This window comes from Streptomyces cahuitamycinicus (genome assembly GCF_002891435.1).
GTDB lineage: Bacteria > Actinomycetota > Actinomycetes > Streptomycetales > Streptomycetaceae > Streptomyces > Streptomyces cahuitamycinicus.
Window position 1 is genome coordinate 16976 of the sequence record NZ_POUC01000038.1, and the last position, 16139, is coordinate 33114.

The 16139-nt window shown below is 69.5% G+C and carries 14 protein-coding genes; 2 read left to right on the forward strand and 12 right to left on the reverse strand.

The window, feature by feature from the left end:
• Nucleotides 1-50 precede the first annotated feature (50 nt).
• The 9 genes from pssA to C1J00_RS08075 form a co-directional block, all read right to left on the reverse strand.
• Nucleotides 51-833: a CDP-diacylglycerol--serine O-phosphatidyltransferase gene (pssA, locus tag C1J00_RS08035; protein ID WP_037667928.1), complete on the reverse strand. Its 783-nt coding sequence runs from the start codon at nucleotides 831-833 to the stop codon at nucleotides 51-53.
• A gap of 58 nt (nucleotides 834-891) precedes the next feature.
• Nucleotides 892-1548 carry a phosphatidylserine decarboxylase gene (locus C1J00_RS08040; RefSeq protein ID WP_102908334.1) on the reverse strand — a complete coding sequence of 219 codons (657 nt, stop codon included), beginning with the start codon at nucleotides 1546-1548 and terminating at the stop codon, nucleotides 892-894.
• Between the two features lie 170 nt (nucleotides 1549-1718).
• On the reverse strand, nucleotides 1719-2924 hold the full coding sequence (locus tag C1J00_RS08045; protein WP_102908335.1) for an acyl-CoA dehydrogenase family protein: 1206 nt from the start codon (nucleotides 2922-2924) through the stop codon (nucleotides 1719-1721).
• 2 nt (nucleotides 2925-2926) lie between these two features.
• Nucleotides 2927-3439, reverse strand: coding sequence for a MaoC family dehydratase (locus tag C1J00_RS08050; RefSeq protein WP_102908336.1), 513 nt, complete (start codon nucleotides 3437-3439; stop codon nucleotides 2927-2929).
• 5 nt (nucleotides 3440-3444) lie between these two features.
• Nucleotides 3445-4410 carry an HpcH/HpaI aldolase/citrate lyase family protein gene (locus C1J00_RS08055; RefSeq protein WP_102908337.1) on the reverse strand — a complete coding sequence of 322 codons (966 nt, stop codon included), beginning with the start codon at nucleotides 4408-4410 and terminating at the stop codon, nucleotides 3445-3447.
• On the reverse strand, nucleotides 4407-6434 hold the full coding sequence (locus tag C1J00_RS08060; RefSeq protein ID WP_102908338.1) for a protein meaA: 2028 nt from the start codon (nucleotides 6432-6434) through the stop codon (nucleotides 4407-4409). Before C1J00_RS08060 ends, C1J00_RS08055 begins: the two co-directional genes overlap by 4 nt.
• 10 nt (nucleotides 6435-6444) lie before the next feature.
• Nucleotides 6445-7788, reverse strand: a complete 1344-nt coding sequence (gene ccrA / locus C1J00_RS08065) for a crotonyl-CoA carboxylase/reductase (protein WP_102908339.1) — start codon at nucleotides 7786-7788, stop codon at nucleotides 6445-6447.
• Nucleotides 7789-8213: 425 nt separating this feature from the next.
• Nucleotides 8214-9023 (reverse strand): TetR family transcriptional regulator, encoded by an 810-nt coding sequence (locus C1J00_RS08070; protein ID WP_245936256.1) that lies wholly within the window; start codon nucleotides 9021-9023, stop codon nucleotides 8214-8216.
• Nucleotides 9024-9138: 115 nt separating this feature from the next.
• Nucleotides 9139-10944, reverse strand: a complete 1806-nt coding sequence (locus tag C1J00_RS08075) for a 3-hydroxyacyl-CoA dehydrogenase family protein (RefSeq protein WP_102908341.1) — start codon at nucleotides 10942-10944, stop codon at nucleotides 9139-9141.
• Nucleotides 10945-11338: 394 nt separating this feature from the next.
• On the opposite strand from C1J00_RS08075, the gene C1J00_RS08080 reads away from it, so the two are divergent.
• On the forward strand, nucleotides 11339-11914 hold the full coding sequence (locus tag C1J00_RS08080) for an adenylosuccinate lyase (protein WP_102908342.1): 576 nt from the start codon (nucleotides 11339-11341) through the stop codon (nucleotides 11912-11914).
• A gap of 2 nt (nucleotides 11915-11916) precedes the next feature.
• Here C1J00_RS08080 and C1J00_RS08085 read toward each other — a convergent pair whose 3' ends face one another.
• From C1J00_RS08085 to C1J00_RS08095, 3 genes are all read right to left on the reverse strand, one after another.
• Nucleotides 11917-12420 carry a GNAT family N-acetyltransferase gene (locus C1J00_RS08085; RefSeq protein ID WP_102908343.1) on the reverse strand — a complete coding sequence of 168 codons (504 nt, stop codon included), beginning with the start codon at nucleotides 12418-12420 and terminating at the stop codon, nucleotides 11917-11919.
• Nucleotides 12421-12582: 162 nt separating this feature from the next.
• Nucleotides 12583-14166: an alpha/beta hydrolase gene (locus C1J00_RS08090; RefSeq protein WP_102908344.1), complete on the reverse strand. Its 1584-nt coding sequence runs from the start codon at nucleotides 14164-14166 to the stop codon at nucleotides 12583-12585.
• A gap of 162 nt (nucleotides 14167-14328) precedes the next feature.
• Nucleotides 14329-15369, reverse strand: a complete 1041-nt coding sequence (locus C1J00_RS08095; protein WP_102908345.1) for an Rv2578c family radical SAM protein — start codon at nucleotides 15367-15369, stop codon at nucleotides 14329-14331.
• Nucleotides 15370-15538: 169 nt separating this feature from the next.
• On the opposite strand from C1J00_RS08095, the gene C1J00_RS08100 reads away from it, so the two are divergent.
• Nucleotides 15539-15982, forward strand: coding sequence for an SRPBCC family protein (locus C1J00_RS08100; RefSeq protein ID WP_102908346.1), 444 nt, complete (start codon nucleotides 15539-15541; stop codon nucleotides 15980-15982).
• The last annotated feature ends 157 nt before the right edge of the window (nucleotides 15983-16139 follow it).

Below are 16139 nucleotides of genomic sequence, written 5' to 3' on the forward strand. Positions count from 1 at the left end.
CGGCTCGGGGCCCTTCATCGTCGTACGGTCGCTACGGAAGCTGCCGGTCGCTACGGGAGCTGCGCCGCCCGTGCCTCGCGGCGGTTGTCGCGGAAGTTGTTCACCCGCCGAGCCGTCGCGAACAGCGGAATCACCGCCCCCGTGACCAGCTGGAGCGCGCACCCCGTCTGCAGGAGGAGCTGTCCGCCGGGCGCGCCGAAGGCCCATGCCGCCAGCAGACCCATGGACAGGACGATCCAGATCAGCATCGCCACCGCGAGCCAGCCACGGGGCTTCGGGTACTCGACCCGGCTCACCATCAGCCACGCCGTCCCCACGATCGCCAGCAGCGTGGCCTCGAACGGCAGCTCGAGCAGCACGATCGCGACGACCGTCAGTGCACCGAACGGCGAGGGCATGCCCTGGAACGTGCCGTCCTTCACCGTCACGCACGAGAACCGCGCAAGCCGCAGCACCACCGCCAGCAGCACCACGATCGCCCCGACCGCCGCCACCCGCTGGTGGGCGTCGTTCGCGACCATGCCGTAGACGAGGACGAAGTACGCCGGTGCCAGGCCGAAGCTGATCAGGTCGGACAGGTTGTCCAGCTCCGCGCCCATGGGGGAGGAGCGCAGCTTGCGCGCCACCAGGCCGTCGAAGAGGTCGAAGACCGCCGCGCAGAGCATGAGGATGACCGCCGTGGCCGCGCTGTGGCGGGCCATCCCGGTCTCCTGGCTGCCCGTGAGGTGCGGGATCAGGATGCCGGTGGTGGTGAAGTACACCGCCATGAAGCCGCACGTGGCGTTGCCGAGGGTCAGGGTGTCCGCTATCGACAGACGGAGGGAGAGGGGCATCTCCTCTTCCTCGTCGACCTCGTCGGCCTCCGGGACCCACCCGGCCTTGGTATCAGGATCAATCACGGTCAATGCGAGTCACCCCAGCCACCGTCTTCTGACCGACCTCGACCGCGATCTCCACGCCCTCCGGCAGGTACAGGTCGACACGCGAGCCAAAGCGGATCAGGCCGATCCGCTCGCCCTGCTCCACCTTCGTGCCCTGGGGCAGATAGGGGACGATGCGGCGGGCCACCGCGCCGGCGATCTGGATCATCTCGATGTCGCCGAGCTCGGTGTCGAAGTGCCAGACAACCCGCTCGTTGTTCTCGCTCTCCTTGTTGAAGGCGGGAACGAAGCCACCGGGTACGTGCTCCACCGACGTCACCGTGCCGGCCAGCGGCGCGCGGTTGACGTGGACGTTGAGCGGGCTCATGAAGATCGCGACGCGGGTGCGGCCGTCCTTCCACGGCATGATGCTCTGCACCACACCGTCGGCGGGCGAGATGACCCGGCCCTGGGTGATCTCGCGCTCGGGGTCGCGGAAGAACCACAGCATTCCCGCCGCGAGCGCGGTGGCGGGAACGGCGACGGCCTTGGCCGCGCCGGAGCGGCGGGCCCGGGCCAGGCTGAGGGCTGCGGTGGCGACGGTCGGAAGGAGCCACGGCGATGCTCCGCGCGCGAGGCGTACGCCGGCCCGGCTGTCGCGAGATGCAGAGGTTTGGCTGTGGGGCATGGATGACCTTCGTAGCGGATGATGCCGCACTCTGACGGGGGACGGCGGCTTTCCGGCGATCGTAGCGGCTCGGGGCCGTAACTGGGTAAGCCAGGCAGCCGAGTCGGCGGCAGAAGAGTGCTGACGGGGTGTGATCTTCTTCTCCAAGAAAACACCCCGTATCCGGACATCTAGCCCTGGAATCGATACTCTTCGAGCAGCCGCCTGCCGATGATCATTTTCTGGATCTCGGCGGTACCTTCACCGATGAGCAGCATCGGAGCCTCGCGGTAGAGGCGCTCGATCTCGTACTCCTTGGAGAAGCCGTAGCCTCCGTGGATCCGGAAGGCGTCTTCCACGACCTCCTTGCAGTACTCGGAGGCGAGGTACTTCGCCATCCCGGCCTCCAGGTCGTTTCGCTCCCCGGAGTCCTTTTTGCGTGCTGCGTTCACCATCATCGCATGGGCGGCCTCGACCTTGGTAGCCATCTCGGCCAGCTTGAACTGGATCGCCTGGTGCTGGGCGATCGGCTTCCCGAAGGTGTGACGCTGCTGCGCGTACCGGACGCCCAGTTCGAACGCACGCTGAGCGACGCCGCAGCCACGCGCCGCCACGTTGACACGGCCGACCTCCACGCCGTCCATCATCTGGTAGAAACCACGGCCGGTGACCCCGCCGAGCACGCGATTCGCAGGAATCCGCAGGCCATCCATGATGAGCTCGGTGGTGTCGACCCCCTTGTAGCCCATCTTGTCGATCTTGCCGGGGATCGTGAGGCCGGGGCGGACCTCGCCGAAACCCGGCTCCTTCTCGACGAGGAAGGTCGTCATCGACTTGTGCGGCGCGGTGCCCTCGGGGTGACCTTCGTCACTTCGCACCAGAACGGCCACCAGGGACGACGTCCCGCCGTTCGTCAGCCACATCTTCTGACCGTTGAGGACGTACTCCTCGCCGTCCTGCACCGCCTTCGACGTGATCGCCGACACGTCCGAGCCCAGGCCCGGCTCCGACATCGAGAACGCGCCCCGGATGTCACCGGCCGCCATCCTCGGCAGGAAGTGGTCCTTCTGCTCCTGCGTGCCGTGCTGCTTGAGCATGTACGCCACGATGAAGTGCGTGTTGATGATGCCGGACACCGACATCCACCCGCGGGCGATCTCCTCCACGCACAGCGCGTAGGTCAGGAGCGACTCGCCCAGACCCCCGTACTCCTCGGGGATCATCAGGCCGAACAGGCCCAACTCCTTCAGTCCGTCCACGATCTGCTGGGGGTACTCGTCGCGGTGTTCCAGCTCCGTGGCGACCGGAATGATCTCCTTGTCCACGAAGTCCCGGACGGTGGCCAGGATCTCCTGCTGGACGTCCGTCAGACCGGCGGTCTGGGCGAGTCGCGCCATGGCTACTTCTCCTGCTCTCGCAGCTCCGGGCGGCCGGGCTGCTCGCCGCCGCGCTCCTTGATGTACGTCTCGGTCGGCACCATCACCTTGCGGCGGAACACGCAGACGAGCGTGCCGTCCTGCTTGTAGCCCTTGGTCTCGACGTGCACGATGCCGCGGTCGTTCTTCGACTTCGACGGCCATTTGTCGAGCACGGTCGTCTGGCCGTAGAGCGTGTCGCCGTGGAAGGTCGGCGCCACGTGCTTCAGCGACTCGATCTCCAGGTTGGCGATCGCCTTGCCGGAGATGTCCGGCACGGACATGCCGAGCAGCAGCGAGTAGATGTAGTTGCCCACGACGACGTTCTTGCCGAAGTCGGTCGTCTTCTCCGCGTAGTTCGTGTCCATGTGGAGCGGGTGGTGGTTCATGGTGAGGAGACAGAACAGGTGGTCGTCGTACTCCGTGACCGTCTTCCCCGGCCAGTGCTTGTACGTCGCCCCGACCTCGAACTCCTCGTAGGTGCGTCCGAACTGCATCGCGCTCAGGCCTCCGGGATCTCGAACTTGCTGGTGCGCCGCATGCCGGCGGCGCGTCCCTTGCCGGAGACGACCAGGGCCATCTTGCGGCTGGCCTCGTCGATCATCTCGTCACCGAGCATCGCCGAGCCCTTCTTGCCGCCGGCCTCGGAGGTGTAGTAGTCGTACGCGTCCAGGATCAGCTCGGCGTGGTCGTAGTCCTCCTGGGACGGCGAGAAGATCTCGTTGGACGCCTCGACCTGGCCCGGGTGCAGCACCCACTTGCCGTCGAAGCCGAGCGCGGCGGCGCGCTGGGCGACCTCGCGGTAGCCGTCGATGTTGCGGATCTGGAGGTAGGGGCCGTCGATCGCCTGGAGGTTGTTGGCGCGGGCGGCCATCAGGATCTTCATCAGGATGTAGTGGTAGGCGTCCGCCGGGTAGCCGGGCGGCTGCTCGCCCACGACCAGCGACTTCATGTTAATCGACGCCATGAAGTCGGCCGGGCCGAAGATGATCGTCTCGACGCGCTGGGAGGCCGTCGCGATCTCGTTGACGTTGTTCAGGCCCTGGGCGTTCTCGATCTGCGCCTCGATGCCGATCTTGCCGACCTCGAAGCCCATCGTCTTCTCGATCTGGGTGAGGAGGAGATCCAGCGCGACGATCTGCTCGGCCGTCTGCACCTTCGGCAGCATGATGCAGTCGAGGTTCTGGCCGGCGCCCTCGACGACCGTGACGACATCGCGGTACGTCCACTCGGTCGTCCAGTCGTTCACGCGCACGACGCGCGTCTTGCCCGTCCAGTCGCCCTCGTTGAGGAACTTGACGATGGTGTGCCGCGCCTCGGGCTTGGCGAGCGGAGCGCACGCGTCCTCCAGGTCGAGGAAGACCTGGTCGGCGGGGAGGCCCTGCGCCTTCTCCAGGAAGCGGGGGTTGCTTCCGGGGACCGCGAGGCAGGAGCGTCGCGGACGCAGACGGTTGACGGGCGTGGTCATGCGGGGACCTCCAGGGGGTCGAGCTTGTTCGCTTTCCGGATCTCGTCGACGATGCGGCCGATGATTCCGGTGATGTCGAAGTCCTTCGGGGTGAAGACCGCGGCCACTCCGGCTGCCCTGAGCTGCTCGGCATCACCGTTCGGGATGATGCCACCGGCGATCACCGGGATGTCTGTGGCACCCGCCACACGCAGCCGTTCGAGTACGTCCGGCACCAGCTGGGCGTGCGAGCCGGACAGGATGGACAGGCCGACCGCGTGCACGTCCTCGGCGACGGCCGCGTCCACGATCTGCTCCGGCGTCAGCCGGATGCCCTGGTAGACCACCTCGAAGCCGGCGTCGCGCGCGCGGACCGCGATCTGCTCGGCGCCGTTGGAGTGCCCGTCCAGGCCCGGCTTGCCGACCAGGAAGCGCAGCTTGCCCACGCCCAGGTCCTTGGCCGTGAGGTCCACCTTGCGGCGCACCCGGGCGAGCGTGCTGCCCTCCTCGACGGGGACGGCCACCGGCGCCGAGGAGACGCCCGTGGGGGCCCGGAACTCGCCGAACACCTCGCGCAGGGCCCCGGCCCACTCGCCGGTCGTCGCCCCGGCGCGGGCGCACTCCAGGGTGGCCTCCATGAGGTTCTCGGTGCCGCGCGCGGCCTCCTTCAGCCGCTCCAGCGCCTTGCAGGGCCGCGGGTGGTTGAAGGGCGGCTGGTAGCGGCTGTCGCGCCACTGCTGGAGCGAGGCGATGACCCGGGCCTCGACCGCCGGGTCCACCGTCTGGATCGCGGTGTCCAGATCGGCGGTCAGCGGGTTGGGCTCGGTGCCCTCGAACATGTTGACACCGATGATCTTCTCCTGACCGGACTCGATCCGGCCCCGGCGCTCGGCGTGCGAGGCGACCAGCTGCGACTTGAGGTAGCCGGACTCGACGGCCGCCATCGCGCCGCCCATCTCCTGGATGCGGTCGATCTCGGCGAACGACGCCTCGACCAGCTCCTCCACCTTCGCCTCGATCACCTTCGAGCCCTCGAAGATGTCCTCGTACTCCAGCAGATCGCTCTCGTACGCCAGCACCTGCTGGATGCGCAGCGACCACTGCTGGTCCCAGGGGCGGGGCAGGCCGAGGGCCTCGTTCCAGGCGGGCAGTTGCACGGCACGCGCGCGGGCGTCCTTGGAGAGGGTGACGGCCAGCATCTCCAGCACGATCCGCTGGACGTTGTTCTCCGGCTGCGCCTCCGTCAGGCCCAGGGAGTTGACCTGGACGCCGTAGCGGAAGCGGCGTTGTTTGGGGTTCTCGATGCCGTACCGCTCACGGGTGACGCGGTCCCAGATGCGGCCGAACGCCCGCATCTTGCACATCTCCTCGACGAAGCGGACACCCGCGTTGACGAAGAACGAGATGCGTGCCACGACATCGCCCATGCGCTCCTGCGGCACCTGGCCGGAGTCGCGCACCGCGTCGAGGACGGCGATCGCGGTGGACATCGCGTACGCGATCTCCTGGACCGGAGTGGCCCCCGCCTCCTGCAGGTGGTAGCTGCAGATGTTGATCGGGTTCCACTTCGGGATGTGGGAGACCGTGTACGCGATCATGTCCGTCGTCAGGCGCAGGCTCGGCCCCGGCGGGAAGACATGCGTCCCGCGGGACAGGTACTCCTTGACGATGTCGTTCTGGGTCGTGCCCTGGAGCTGGGTGATGTCGGCGCCCTGCTCCTCGGCGACGACCTGGTAGAGCGCCAGCAGCCACATGGCGGTGGCGTTGATCGTCATCGAGGTGTTCATCTGCTCCAGGGGGATGTCCTGGAACAGCCGGCGCATGTCACCGACGTGCGCGATCGGCACGCCGACCCTGCCGACCTCGCCGCGGGCGAGGACGTGGTCGGAGTCGTAGCCCGTCTGCGTCGGCAGGTCGAACGCCACCGACAGACCCGTCTGGCCCTTGGCGAGGTTGCGCCGGTACAGCTCGTTGGACGCCTCGGCCGTGGAGTGACCGGCGTAGGTCCGCATGAGCCACGGACGGTCCTTCTGACGCTCTGTCATCCAGCGGCCCTCAGATGTTCCGGAAGCGGTTGATGGCGTCGATGTGCTGGGCGCGCTTGACGTGGTCGCGCACGCCCAGGCCCTCCTCGGGGGCCATGCACAGCACGCCGACCTTGCCCTGGTGGAGGTTGCGGTGCACGTCGTAGGCGGCCTGGCCGGTGTCCTGAAGGGAGTACACCTTCGACAGCGTCGGGTGGATCTTGCCCTTCGCGATGAGCCGGTTGGCCTCCCACGCCTCGCGGTAGTTCGCGAAGTGCGAGCCGATGATGCGCTTCAGCGACATCCACAGGTATCGGTTGTCGTACTCGTGCATGTAGCCCGAGGTCGAGGCGCAGGTGGTGATGGTGCCGCCCTTGCGGGTGACGAAGACGCTCGCGCCGAAGGTCTCGCGGCCGGGGTGCTCGAAGACGATGTCGATGTCCTCACCGCCGGTGAACTCGCGGATGCGCTTGCCGAAGCGCTTCCACTCCTTGGGGTCCTGGGTGTTCTCGTCCTTCCAGAACCTGTAGCCCTCGGCGTTGCGGTCGATGATCGCCTCGGCGCCCATCGAGCGGCAGATCTCCGCCTTCTGCGGCGAGGAGACGACACAGATCGGGTTGGCGCCGCCGGCCAGCGCGAACTGGGTGGCGTAGGAACCGAGTCCGCCGCTCGCGCCCCAGATGAGCACGTTGTCGCCCTGCTTCATGCCGGCGCCGTTGCGGGAGACCAGCTGCCGGTAGGCGGTGGAGTTGACCAGGCCCGGGGCGGCGGCCTCCTCCCAGCTGAGGTGGTCGGGCTTCGGCATCAGCTGGTTGGACTTGACCAGCGCGATCTCGGCGAGGCCGCCGAAGTTGGTCTCGAAGCCCCAGATGCGCTGCTCGGGGTCGAGCATCGTGTCGTTGTGACCGTCGCTGGACTCCAGCTCGACGGAGAGGCAGTGCGCGACGACCTCGTCGCCCGGCCGCCAGGCGTTGACGCCCGGGCCGGTGCGCAGGACGACGCCCGCGAGGTCGGAGCCGATGATGTGGTACGGCAGGTCGTGGCGCTTGGTGAGCTCGCTGAGCCGGCCGTAGCGCTCCAGGAAGCCGAAGGTCGACAGCGGCTCGAAGATCGACGTCCACACCGAGTTGTAGTTGACCGACGAGGCCATGACGGCCACCAGGGCCTCACCCGGGCCGAGCTCGGGCAGCGGCACCTCGTCCAGGTGGATCGACTTGCGGGGGTCCTTGTCGCGGGTCTCGAGGCCCGCGAACATCTCCGTCTCGTCCTTGTGCACGGTGATCGCGCGGTACGACTCCGGGAGCGGGAGGGCGGCGAAGTCCTCCGACGTGGAGTCGGGCGACTGGATCGCGGCCAGGATGTCCTTAACGGTCACGGTGTTGCCTCCGGCGGTGAGCGCCCTGAGGGAGGGGCGCCGATGGTTACGTCGGTGCTGCTGAGGGTTGAGGGTGTGCCGTCGGTTCGGCGGTTGTGCTGTTCGGCAGCGCTGGGTGGAGCGGGAGGTTGCCTGTGACGCAGGCGCCCGGGCTGGCAGGCGGGTGAGCTTGCTGGGACGTTGCCCGGACCCCTTCAACGTATGACACCGCGTGTCACCTCGCAAGGCACTGAGTGCCAGAACCTGATCTCAGATGAAATCTTTACGTGACAAATGAGCGATGATCGATCGAATGGCCCCTTCAGGGGGCTGCAAAACGGCCCCTGACATGCCAAAACGGCCACCCCGCAGGGTGGCCGTCATCACAGCTGCATGAGCCGCTCAGTGCCCCTTGAGATGCCGCTCAGTGCCCCTCGACGGGCCGCTCAACGCTCCTTCAGTGCCTGCTCGATCGTCCGCATGACCTCGTCCAGGGGCGCGTCGGTGCGGGCGACCGTCACCAGCACTTCGCCCTGCGCGGAGGCCGTGGCCGCGGCCGGCTGCGCGTCCGAGGAGCGCCCGGCCCCGATGCCCGTGCCGAAGGTCTTCCGCACGATCGCGAAGGCGTGGTCCAGCTGCGCCTCCACATCCCCCTGGGCGCCCGCGCGCAGCCAGCGCCGCAGCACGTGGTTGTGGGCGGTGACCACGGCCGACGCGGCGACCTCCGCCAGCAGCGGGTCGTCGTTGGCGTCGTCGGCGTGCGCGCGCTCGTCGAAGTGGCCGAGGAGGTAGCGGGTGAAGAGGCGCTCGTAGCGGGCCACCGACGCGATCTCCGCCTCGCGCAGGGTGGGAACCTCGCGCGTCAGCTTGTAGCGGGCGACCGAGATCTCCGGCCGGGCCGCGTACATCCTCATGACTTCCTTGATGCCACGGCACACCGTGTCGAGCGGATGCTCGTGCGCCGGCGCGGCGTTGAGGACCGCCTCGGCCCGGATCAGGGTGTCGTCGTGGTCGGGGAAGATCGCCTCTTCCTTGGAGCGGAAGTGACGGAAGAAGGTGCGGCGGGCGACCCCGGCCTGGGCCGCGATCTCGTCGACGGTGGTCGCCTCGTACCCCTTCGTCGCGAACAGCTCCATCGCGGCGGCCGCCAGTTCCCGGCGCATCTTGAGCCGCTGGGCGGCGGCGCGAGAGCCGGCGGCACTCTCCGGCGCGTCGGCCGTGGCTGGTGTACGTGAGGACTTGGCGGGCTGGGGCATGCCCTGAACGTACTGCATGTGCGCAGCTCGCTGCGCATGGCCTGGTTCGTGGAACCGGTCCGGACCGAGCAGGCCACCCCACTCGGCGCCGGACCGGAACCAGCCGCCGGGACGCTCAGCGCTTGGCATATTCGCGGAAGCCACGGCCGGTCTTGCGGCCGAGGCAGCCCGCGGCCACCAGGTGCTCCAGCAGCGGCGCCGGAGCGAGCCCCGGGTCGCGGAACTCGCGGTGCAGGACCTTCTCGATGGCGAGCGAGACGTCGAGACCGACGACGTCCAGCAGCTCGAACGGACCCATCGGGTAGCCGCCGCCGAGCTTCATCGCGGCGTCGATGTCGTCGAGCGTCGCGTAGTGCTCCTGCACCATCTTGATCGCGTTGTTGAGGTAGGGGAACAGCAGCGCGTTCACGATGAAGCCCGCGCGGTCACCGCAGTCGACCGGGTGCTTCCGGACCCGGCCGCACACCTCGCGGACCGTCGCGTGGACGTCGTCGGCCGTCAGCACCGTCCGGACCACCTCGACCAGCTTCATGGCCGGCGCCGGGTTGAAGAAGTGCATGCCGATCACGTCCTGCGGGCGCGAGGTGGCCCGGGCGCAGGCGACGACCGGCAGCGACGAGGTCGTCGTGGCCAGGATCGCGCCCGGCTTGCAGACCTTGTCCAGGGCCGCGAACAGCTGCCGCTTGACCTCCAGGTCCTCGGCGACGGCCTCCACGGCCAGGTCGACACCGGCGAAGTCGTCGTAGGTGCCCGTGGCGGTGATGCGGTCCAGGGTCCCGGCGGCGGTCTCCGCGGTCATCCGGCCCTTGTCGACCGAGCGGGCCAGGGACTTGCCGATGCGGGCCTTCGCCGTCTGCGCCTTCTCCGTGCTGCGGGCGGCCAGGACCACCTCGTAACCGGCCTTGGCGAAGACCTCCGCGATCCCGGAGGCCATGGTGCCCGAGCCCGCGACACCGACCGAGCGGATCTCCCGGCCGGGAACCAGGTCGCCGCCCTCCAGCGGGGTCAGCGCGTCCCGCACGACGACCGGGCTGCCCGGCGCCTCGTACGTGTAGAAGCCGCGCCCCGCCTTACGGCCGGTCAGGCCCGCCTCACTGAGCTGCTTGAGGATCGGGGCCGGGGCGTGCAGCCGGTCGCGGGAGGCGGCGTACATGGCCTCCAGGACCGTGCGCGCGGTGTCGACGCCGATCAGGTCGAGCAGCGCCAGCGGCCCCATGGGCAGTCCGCAGCCCAGCCGCATCGCGGCGTCGATGTCCTCGCGGGAGGCGTACTTGGCCTCGTACATCGCGGCGGCCTGGTTGAGGTAGCCGAACAGCAGGCCGTCGGCGACGAATCCGGGGCGGTCACCGACCGCGACGGGCTCCTTGCCCAGGTCGAGGGCGAGGTCGGTGACCGCGGTGACGGCCGCCGGCGCTGTCAGCACCGAGGAGACGACCTCGACCAGCTTCATGGCCGGGGCGGGGTTGAAGAAGTGCAGGCCCAGCACCCGCTCGGGGCGGGACGACTCGGCGGCCAGCCGGGTCACGGACAGGGCGTTGGTACCGGTCGCCAGGATCGTCTCCGGGCGCACGATCCCGTCCAGCTCCCGGAAGATCTGCTGCTTGACCTCGTACGACTCCGGGGCCACCTCGATGACCAGGTCGGCGTCGGCCGCGGTGCGCAGGTCGGCGGAGGTGCGGACACGGCCGAGGATCTCGGCGCGCTCCTGCTCGGTCAGCCGGCCGCGCTCGACGCCGCGGGCCGTGGAGGCCTCAAGGGTGGCGACGCACTGGGCGGCCTGAGCCTCGCTGACGTCGACGCCGACGACCGTGCGGCCGGCCTTGGCGAGGACCTCGGCGATGCCGGTGCCCATCGTGCCGAGGCCGACGACGGCGACGGTCCGCAGCGGGGACTGGGACGGGTCGGAAAGGGGAGTGGCCATCGCGGGACTCCAGGATGAGGGTGACGACGGGGAACGCGCTCCGGGTGCGCCGAAGGCGGCCCGGCAGGGGCCGGACCACGGGCGCGCCGGGTGCGTGATGAAGTGCGGGTGTTGGCCGGGCTGCGAAGCGCACACGCCCGGTGCCGCGCCGCGGGCGTGCACACGCCCGGGGTGAACGGCTGTTCCGACCGGCTCTGTCCCGGGGCCGAGCCGTACTGCGGTACCTGAGGTACCGAACCGACTGCTCTCGCGACGGCCGCGTCACCAGACCGCCACGAGGGATGCGAGTGGGTAACTCGCTCGTCTGAGCTTAACTGGCGGGTAACGAGCGCGCCAGCCCCCGTCTTTGTGATGTACGTCCCGCGCGAACCGCGCCACCCCTAACCTCTGTGTCATGAGCGAAGAGTTGCGATCACTCACGGAGCGCTTACGGCAGGAGTCCGGGGCGCCGCCCGCGTTCGAGCGGCTCGTGGCGACCGACGACCTCGACGCCCTGGCGACGGTGCTGACCGAACCCGGGCAGCACCTGTGGGCCAGGGAACTGGCGGCGTTCCGGCTGGGGCTCGCGCGGGACCGGCGGGCCTTCGAGGCCCTGGTCCTGCTGCTCAACCACCGTGACCCCCCGCGCTGCGCCTCCGCCGCCCACGCCCTGGCCCGGCTCGGCGACCCACGCACCGCACGGGCGGCCGCCGCCCTCGCCACCAACGAGCTGCGCGTCGCCTACGCCCTGCAGCCGGTGCGGCTCCTGGTCGAGCTGCGCGCCCCCGAGGCGGTGCCCGCGCTGATCACCACGCTCCAGCGGCGCCTGCACCCGCACGACCCCTACCGCCGCGTGGCCCTCGCCTGTGTGGACGGGCTCGGCGCGCTGGGCGACACCCGGGCCCGACCCGTTCTGAACGAGGCCCTCGCGCACCCGGCACTTGCCGAGGCGGCGGTGCGGGCGCTGGGGCGGATCCCGAAGCAGCGGTGACGTCAGCGGGGGAGCGTCCTGGCGTACCGCACCTCCGGGACCGCGACCCCGTCCACCTCGAAGGGCTCCTCCGCGCCGTCCGCGCGGAAGCCGGCCCGCTCGTAGAAGCGGCGGGCCCGGTCGTTCCCCTTGAGCACCCACAGGAGGACACGGCCGTGGCCCGCGGCCGAGCAGCCCGCGACGGACCGGACGAGCAGCGCCCGCCCGGTGCCCCGCCCCAGATGCTGCGGATGGACGTAGACGGCGTACAACTCGGCGTCCTTGGTGAGGACTTCGCCCTCCCGGTACGGGCCGTGACAGGCCCAGCCGACGAGCTCGCCGCCGGCGTCCTCGGCGACCAGATTCACCACACTGCCGTCGCCCTGCGAGAGGCGGGTGCGATGGCGCTCGGCATCCTCCTCGACGCTGAGCCCGTCCAGGTACGACTGCGGGATCAGGCCCTGGTAGGCGCTGCGCCAGCCGCCGACGCGGATCTGAGCGACACGGTCGCAGTCGGCGGGCGTCATCTCCCGTGTGCGAAGGCTCCTCATGGCGCCACAGCCGAGACCTGGCGGGCCCGCGCTGCCGGTGCGGCCTCGCCGTCGGGGGCGGAGATCCTCGTCAGTACTCATGGGCCCATGGTGGACCATGGCACTGACAGGGCCCGCCCCCGACGGATCGTCAGCCGCTCAGTGACGGAAGCCGAGCAGGCCGTGCAGCGCCGAGCCGTTCGAGGAGGCCGGGGCCGCCTTGGCGGTCGTCGCAGCGGGCTTCGGGTCGGGCAGCGCCTCGCACACCGCGTCCGCCTCGCCGTAGCCGCGCGGCACGGTGCCGTCCGTCAGGTACGCCGCCAGGTGCTTGTCCAGGCAGGCGTTGCCGCTCAGCGTGATGCCGTGGTTGCCGCCGCCCTCCTCGACCACCAGGCTGGAACGGGCCAGCAGACGGTGCGCGGTGACAGCGCCCTCGTACGGCGTGGCCGCGTCGCCGGTCGCCTGGAACAGCAGGGCCGGCGGCAGCTTGCCGTTGGCCACGTTCACCGGGCGCAGCGTGTCCGTCGGCCAGAAGGCGCACGGCGCGTTGTACCAGGCGTTGTTCCAGGTCATGAAGGGCGCCTTGTCGTGCACCGCCCAGTTGTCCTTGCGCCACTGCCGCCAGTCGCGCGGCCAATGGGCGTCCCGGCACTGCACGGACGTGTAGACGCTGTAGCCGTTGTCGCCGGAGGCGTCGACCGCACCGAAGTTCTCGTACGCCTCGACCAGCGGCTCGGGGTCCTTGTCGTTCACGTACGCCGCGAACGCCTCCGCCAGGTCCGGCCAGTAGCCGTTGTAGTAACCACCCGGGATGAAGGTGTCCTCCAGCTCGGAGGCGCCCACCGTGCCGTCCGCCGGCTTCTTGGCGAGGGCCGCGCGCATCGCGTACCACTTGGCCTCGATCCTCTTCGGATCGGTGCCCAGCTTGTACGTGGCGTCGTACTTGGCGACCCACGCCAGGAAGGCGCGGTGGCGGTCGTCGAAGGCCACGTCCTGGTTGAGATTGGCCTCATACCAGACGTCGGTCGGGTCGACCACGGAGTCCAGGACCAGGCGGCGGACCCGCTGCGGGAAGAACTTGGCGTAGACCGCGCCGAGGTAGGTGCCGTACGAGTAGCCGAAGTAGTTGATCTTCTTCGCGCCCAGGGCCTGCCGGATCGCGTCCATGTCGCGCACCGCGCTGGTGGTGTTGATGTACGGCAGGAGGTGTCCGTACTTCTTGCCGCACGCGGCGGCGAAGGACCTGGCGCGGTCGAGGTTGGCCTTCTCGATCGCGGGCGTGGTCGGCAGCGAGTTCGGGCGGACCGGGCCGAAGTGGCCGGGCTTGCAGTTCAGAGCGGGCTTGCTCGCACCCACGCCGCGCGGGTCGAAGCCGATGACGTCGTACTGGGCCGCGACCTTCGCGGGCAGCGACGAGGCGACGAACCCGGCGAGGGTCAGTCCGCTGCCGCCGGGGCCGCCGGGGTTGACCAGCAGCGGGCCCTGGTAGGTCCTGGCCGTGTGCGGGACGCGCGACAGGGCGAGGGTGATCTTCTTCCCGTGCGGCCTGCGGTGGTCGAGGGGCACCTTCAGGGACGCGCACTGGAGCGTCGGGTAGTCCTCGGTGGCGCAGCTCTTCCAGCTGAGCTTCGCGGTCTGGACGGTGTTCGGGGTGCCTGGAGCGCTCGCCTCTGCGGGAACGGCCGTGAAGGTGCCGGCCATGACGACGGCGGCGCCGCACAGCGCGGCTGCGCGTTTTCTCATGGAGTCCTCCCAGGACGGCGGGATGAAGGACCGCGAGGGTCGCCGTCCTCGCGGCATCGTCCCGGAAACTGGTCCCGGAAGAACTCATTCCGTAAAACTCGTGACCCGATTGGATCTTCGGATGCGCTCGAATGCTCGTAAAGGGGCAGGTTCCGAACTGCCCTAGAGGAGCGAGAGTTGGGTGGGTCCGGCGACGGGCGGCTCTTCGGCCGGCTCGGCGGGCCGGCTCGGCCGCGGCGTCCCCGCACGCGTGGGCCCGATACCGTACTCCTCGGCCAGTTCGTGCACCTGACGGGTGATCCGCCGCTGGTACCACTTCGGGGCGTAGGAGCCCTCCGCGTACAACCGCTCGTAGCGGGCCACCAGGTGCGGATGGTGCTGCGCCAGCCAGGCCATGAACCACTCGCGGGCGCCGGGCCGCAGATGCAGCACCAGCGGTGTCACGGACGTGGCACCGGAGGCCGCGATCGCCCGTACCGTGGCGCGGAGTTGGGCGGGCGAGTCGCTCAGGAACGGGATCACCGGCGCCATCAGCACCCCGCAGCCGATGCCGTGTTCGGCCAGGGTGCGTACCACGTCGAGACGCCGCTCGGGCGCGGGCGTGCCCGGCTCGACGGTGCGCCACAGCTCCTGGCCGGTGAAACCGACCGACACGGAGATGCCGACGTCGGTCACCTGTGCCGCCTGCTTGATCAGCTCCAGGTCGCGCAGGATGAGCGTGCCCTTGGTGAGGATCGAGAAGGGGTTCGCGTGGTCGCGCAGCGCCGAGATGATGCCCGGCATCAGCCGGTAGCGGCCCTCGGCGCGCTGGTAGCAGTCGACGTTCGTGCCCATCGCGATGTGCTCGCCCTGCCAGCGGCGCGAGCCGAGCTGCCGGCGCAACAGCTCCGGTGCGTTGACCTTCACCACGATCTGGCTGTCGAAGCCGAGGCCCGTGTCGAGGTCCAGGTAGCTGTGTGTCTTGCGCGCGAAGCAGTACACGCACGCGTGCGAGCAGCCCCGATAGGGGTTGACCGTCCACTGGAAGGACATCCGCGAGACCGCCGGCACCCGGTTGATGATCGAGCGGGCCCGGATCTCGTGGAAGGTGATGCCCGCGAACTCCGGCGTGTCGAAGGTACGCGTGGTCACCGCGTCCGCGCCGAACAGCGCGGCACCGGCCCGGCTGTGTTCGGAGTCCCCTGTGAGGTTGTCCCAGCGCATGACGCCTCCTCGGTAGCACTGACCACAGAATAGAACACATGTTCCCTTGATCGTGCGAGGGTGTTTTGCGAACGCGTTCGACCGGTTCGGCCACCCCGATTTGGGGGCCCGGGCAGCGGGGTGGTTGGCTTGCCCCGACCCCCGAGCAACCAGGTCCTGGAGGAAAGCGATGGCGCAGGTCGAAGCCACTACGGAGCGGATCGTCGCGGCGGACGCGGAGACGGTGTTCGATGCCCTCGCCGACTACAGCGGCACGCGCGCGAAGCTGCTGCCCGAGCAGTTCAGCGAATACGAGGTCCGGGAGGGCGGGGACGGTGAGGGTACCCTCGTCCACTGGAAGCTCCAGGCCACCAGCAAGCGCGTGCGCGACTGCCTCCTGGAGGTCGTCGAGCCCACCGACGGCGAGCTGGTCGAGAAGGACCGCAACTCCTCCATGGTCACCACCTGGCGGGTCACTCCGGCCGGCGAGGGCACGTCCCGGGTCGTCGTGACCACCACCTGGACCGGCGCCGGCGGCATCGGCGGCTTCTTCGAGAAGACCTTCGCGCCCAAGGGGCTCGGCCGCATCTACGACGCGATGCTCACCAAGCTCGCCGCCGAGGTGGAGAAGTAGGCCTCCCAAGACGCGGACATCCGAGGGGCGTTGACGCCCCTCACCGGTTCGGGTGATCTCCGTACGGCTCGCTCCCGTGCCGTAACTCGTCGCGCTTGCTCGTAGTTGTCGCTTTTACGCGGGAATTGCGCGGCAGCGCGACGAGGGGAGCGGTGGG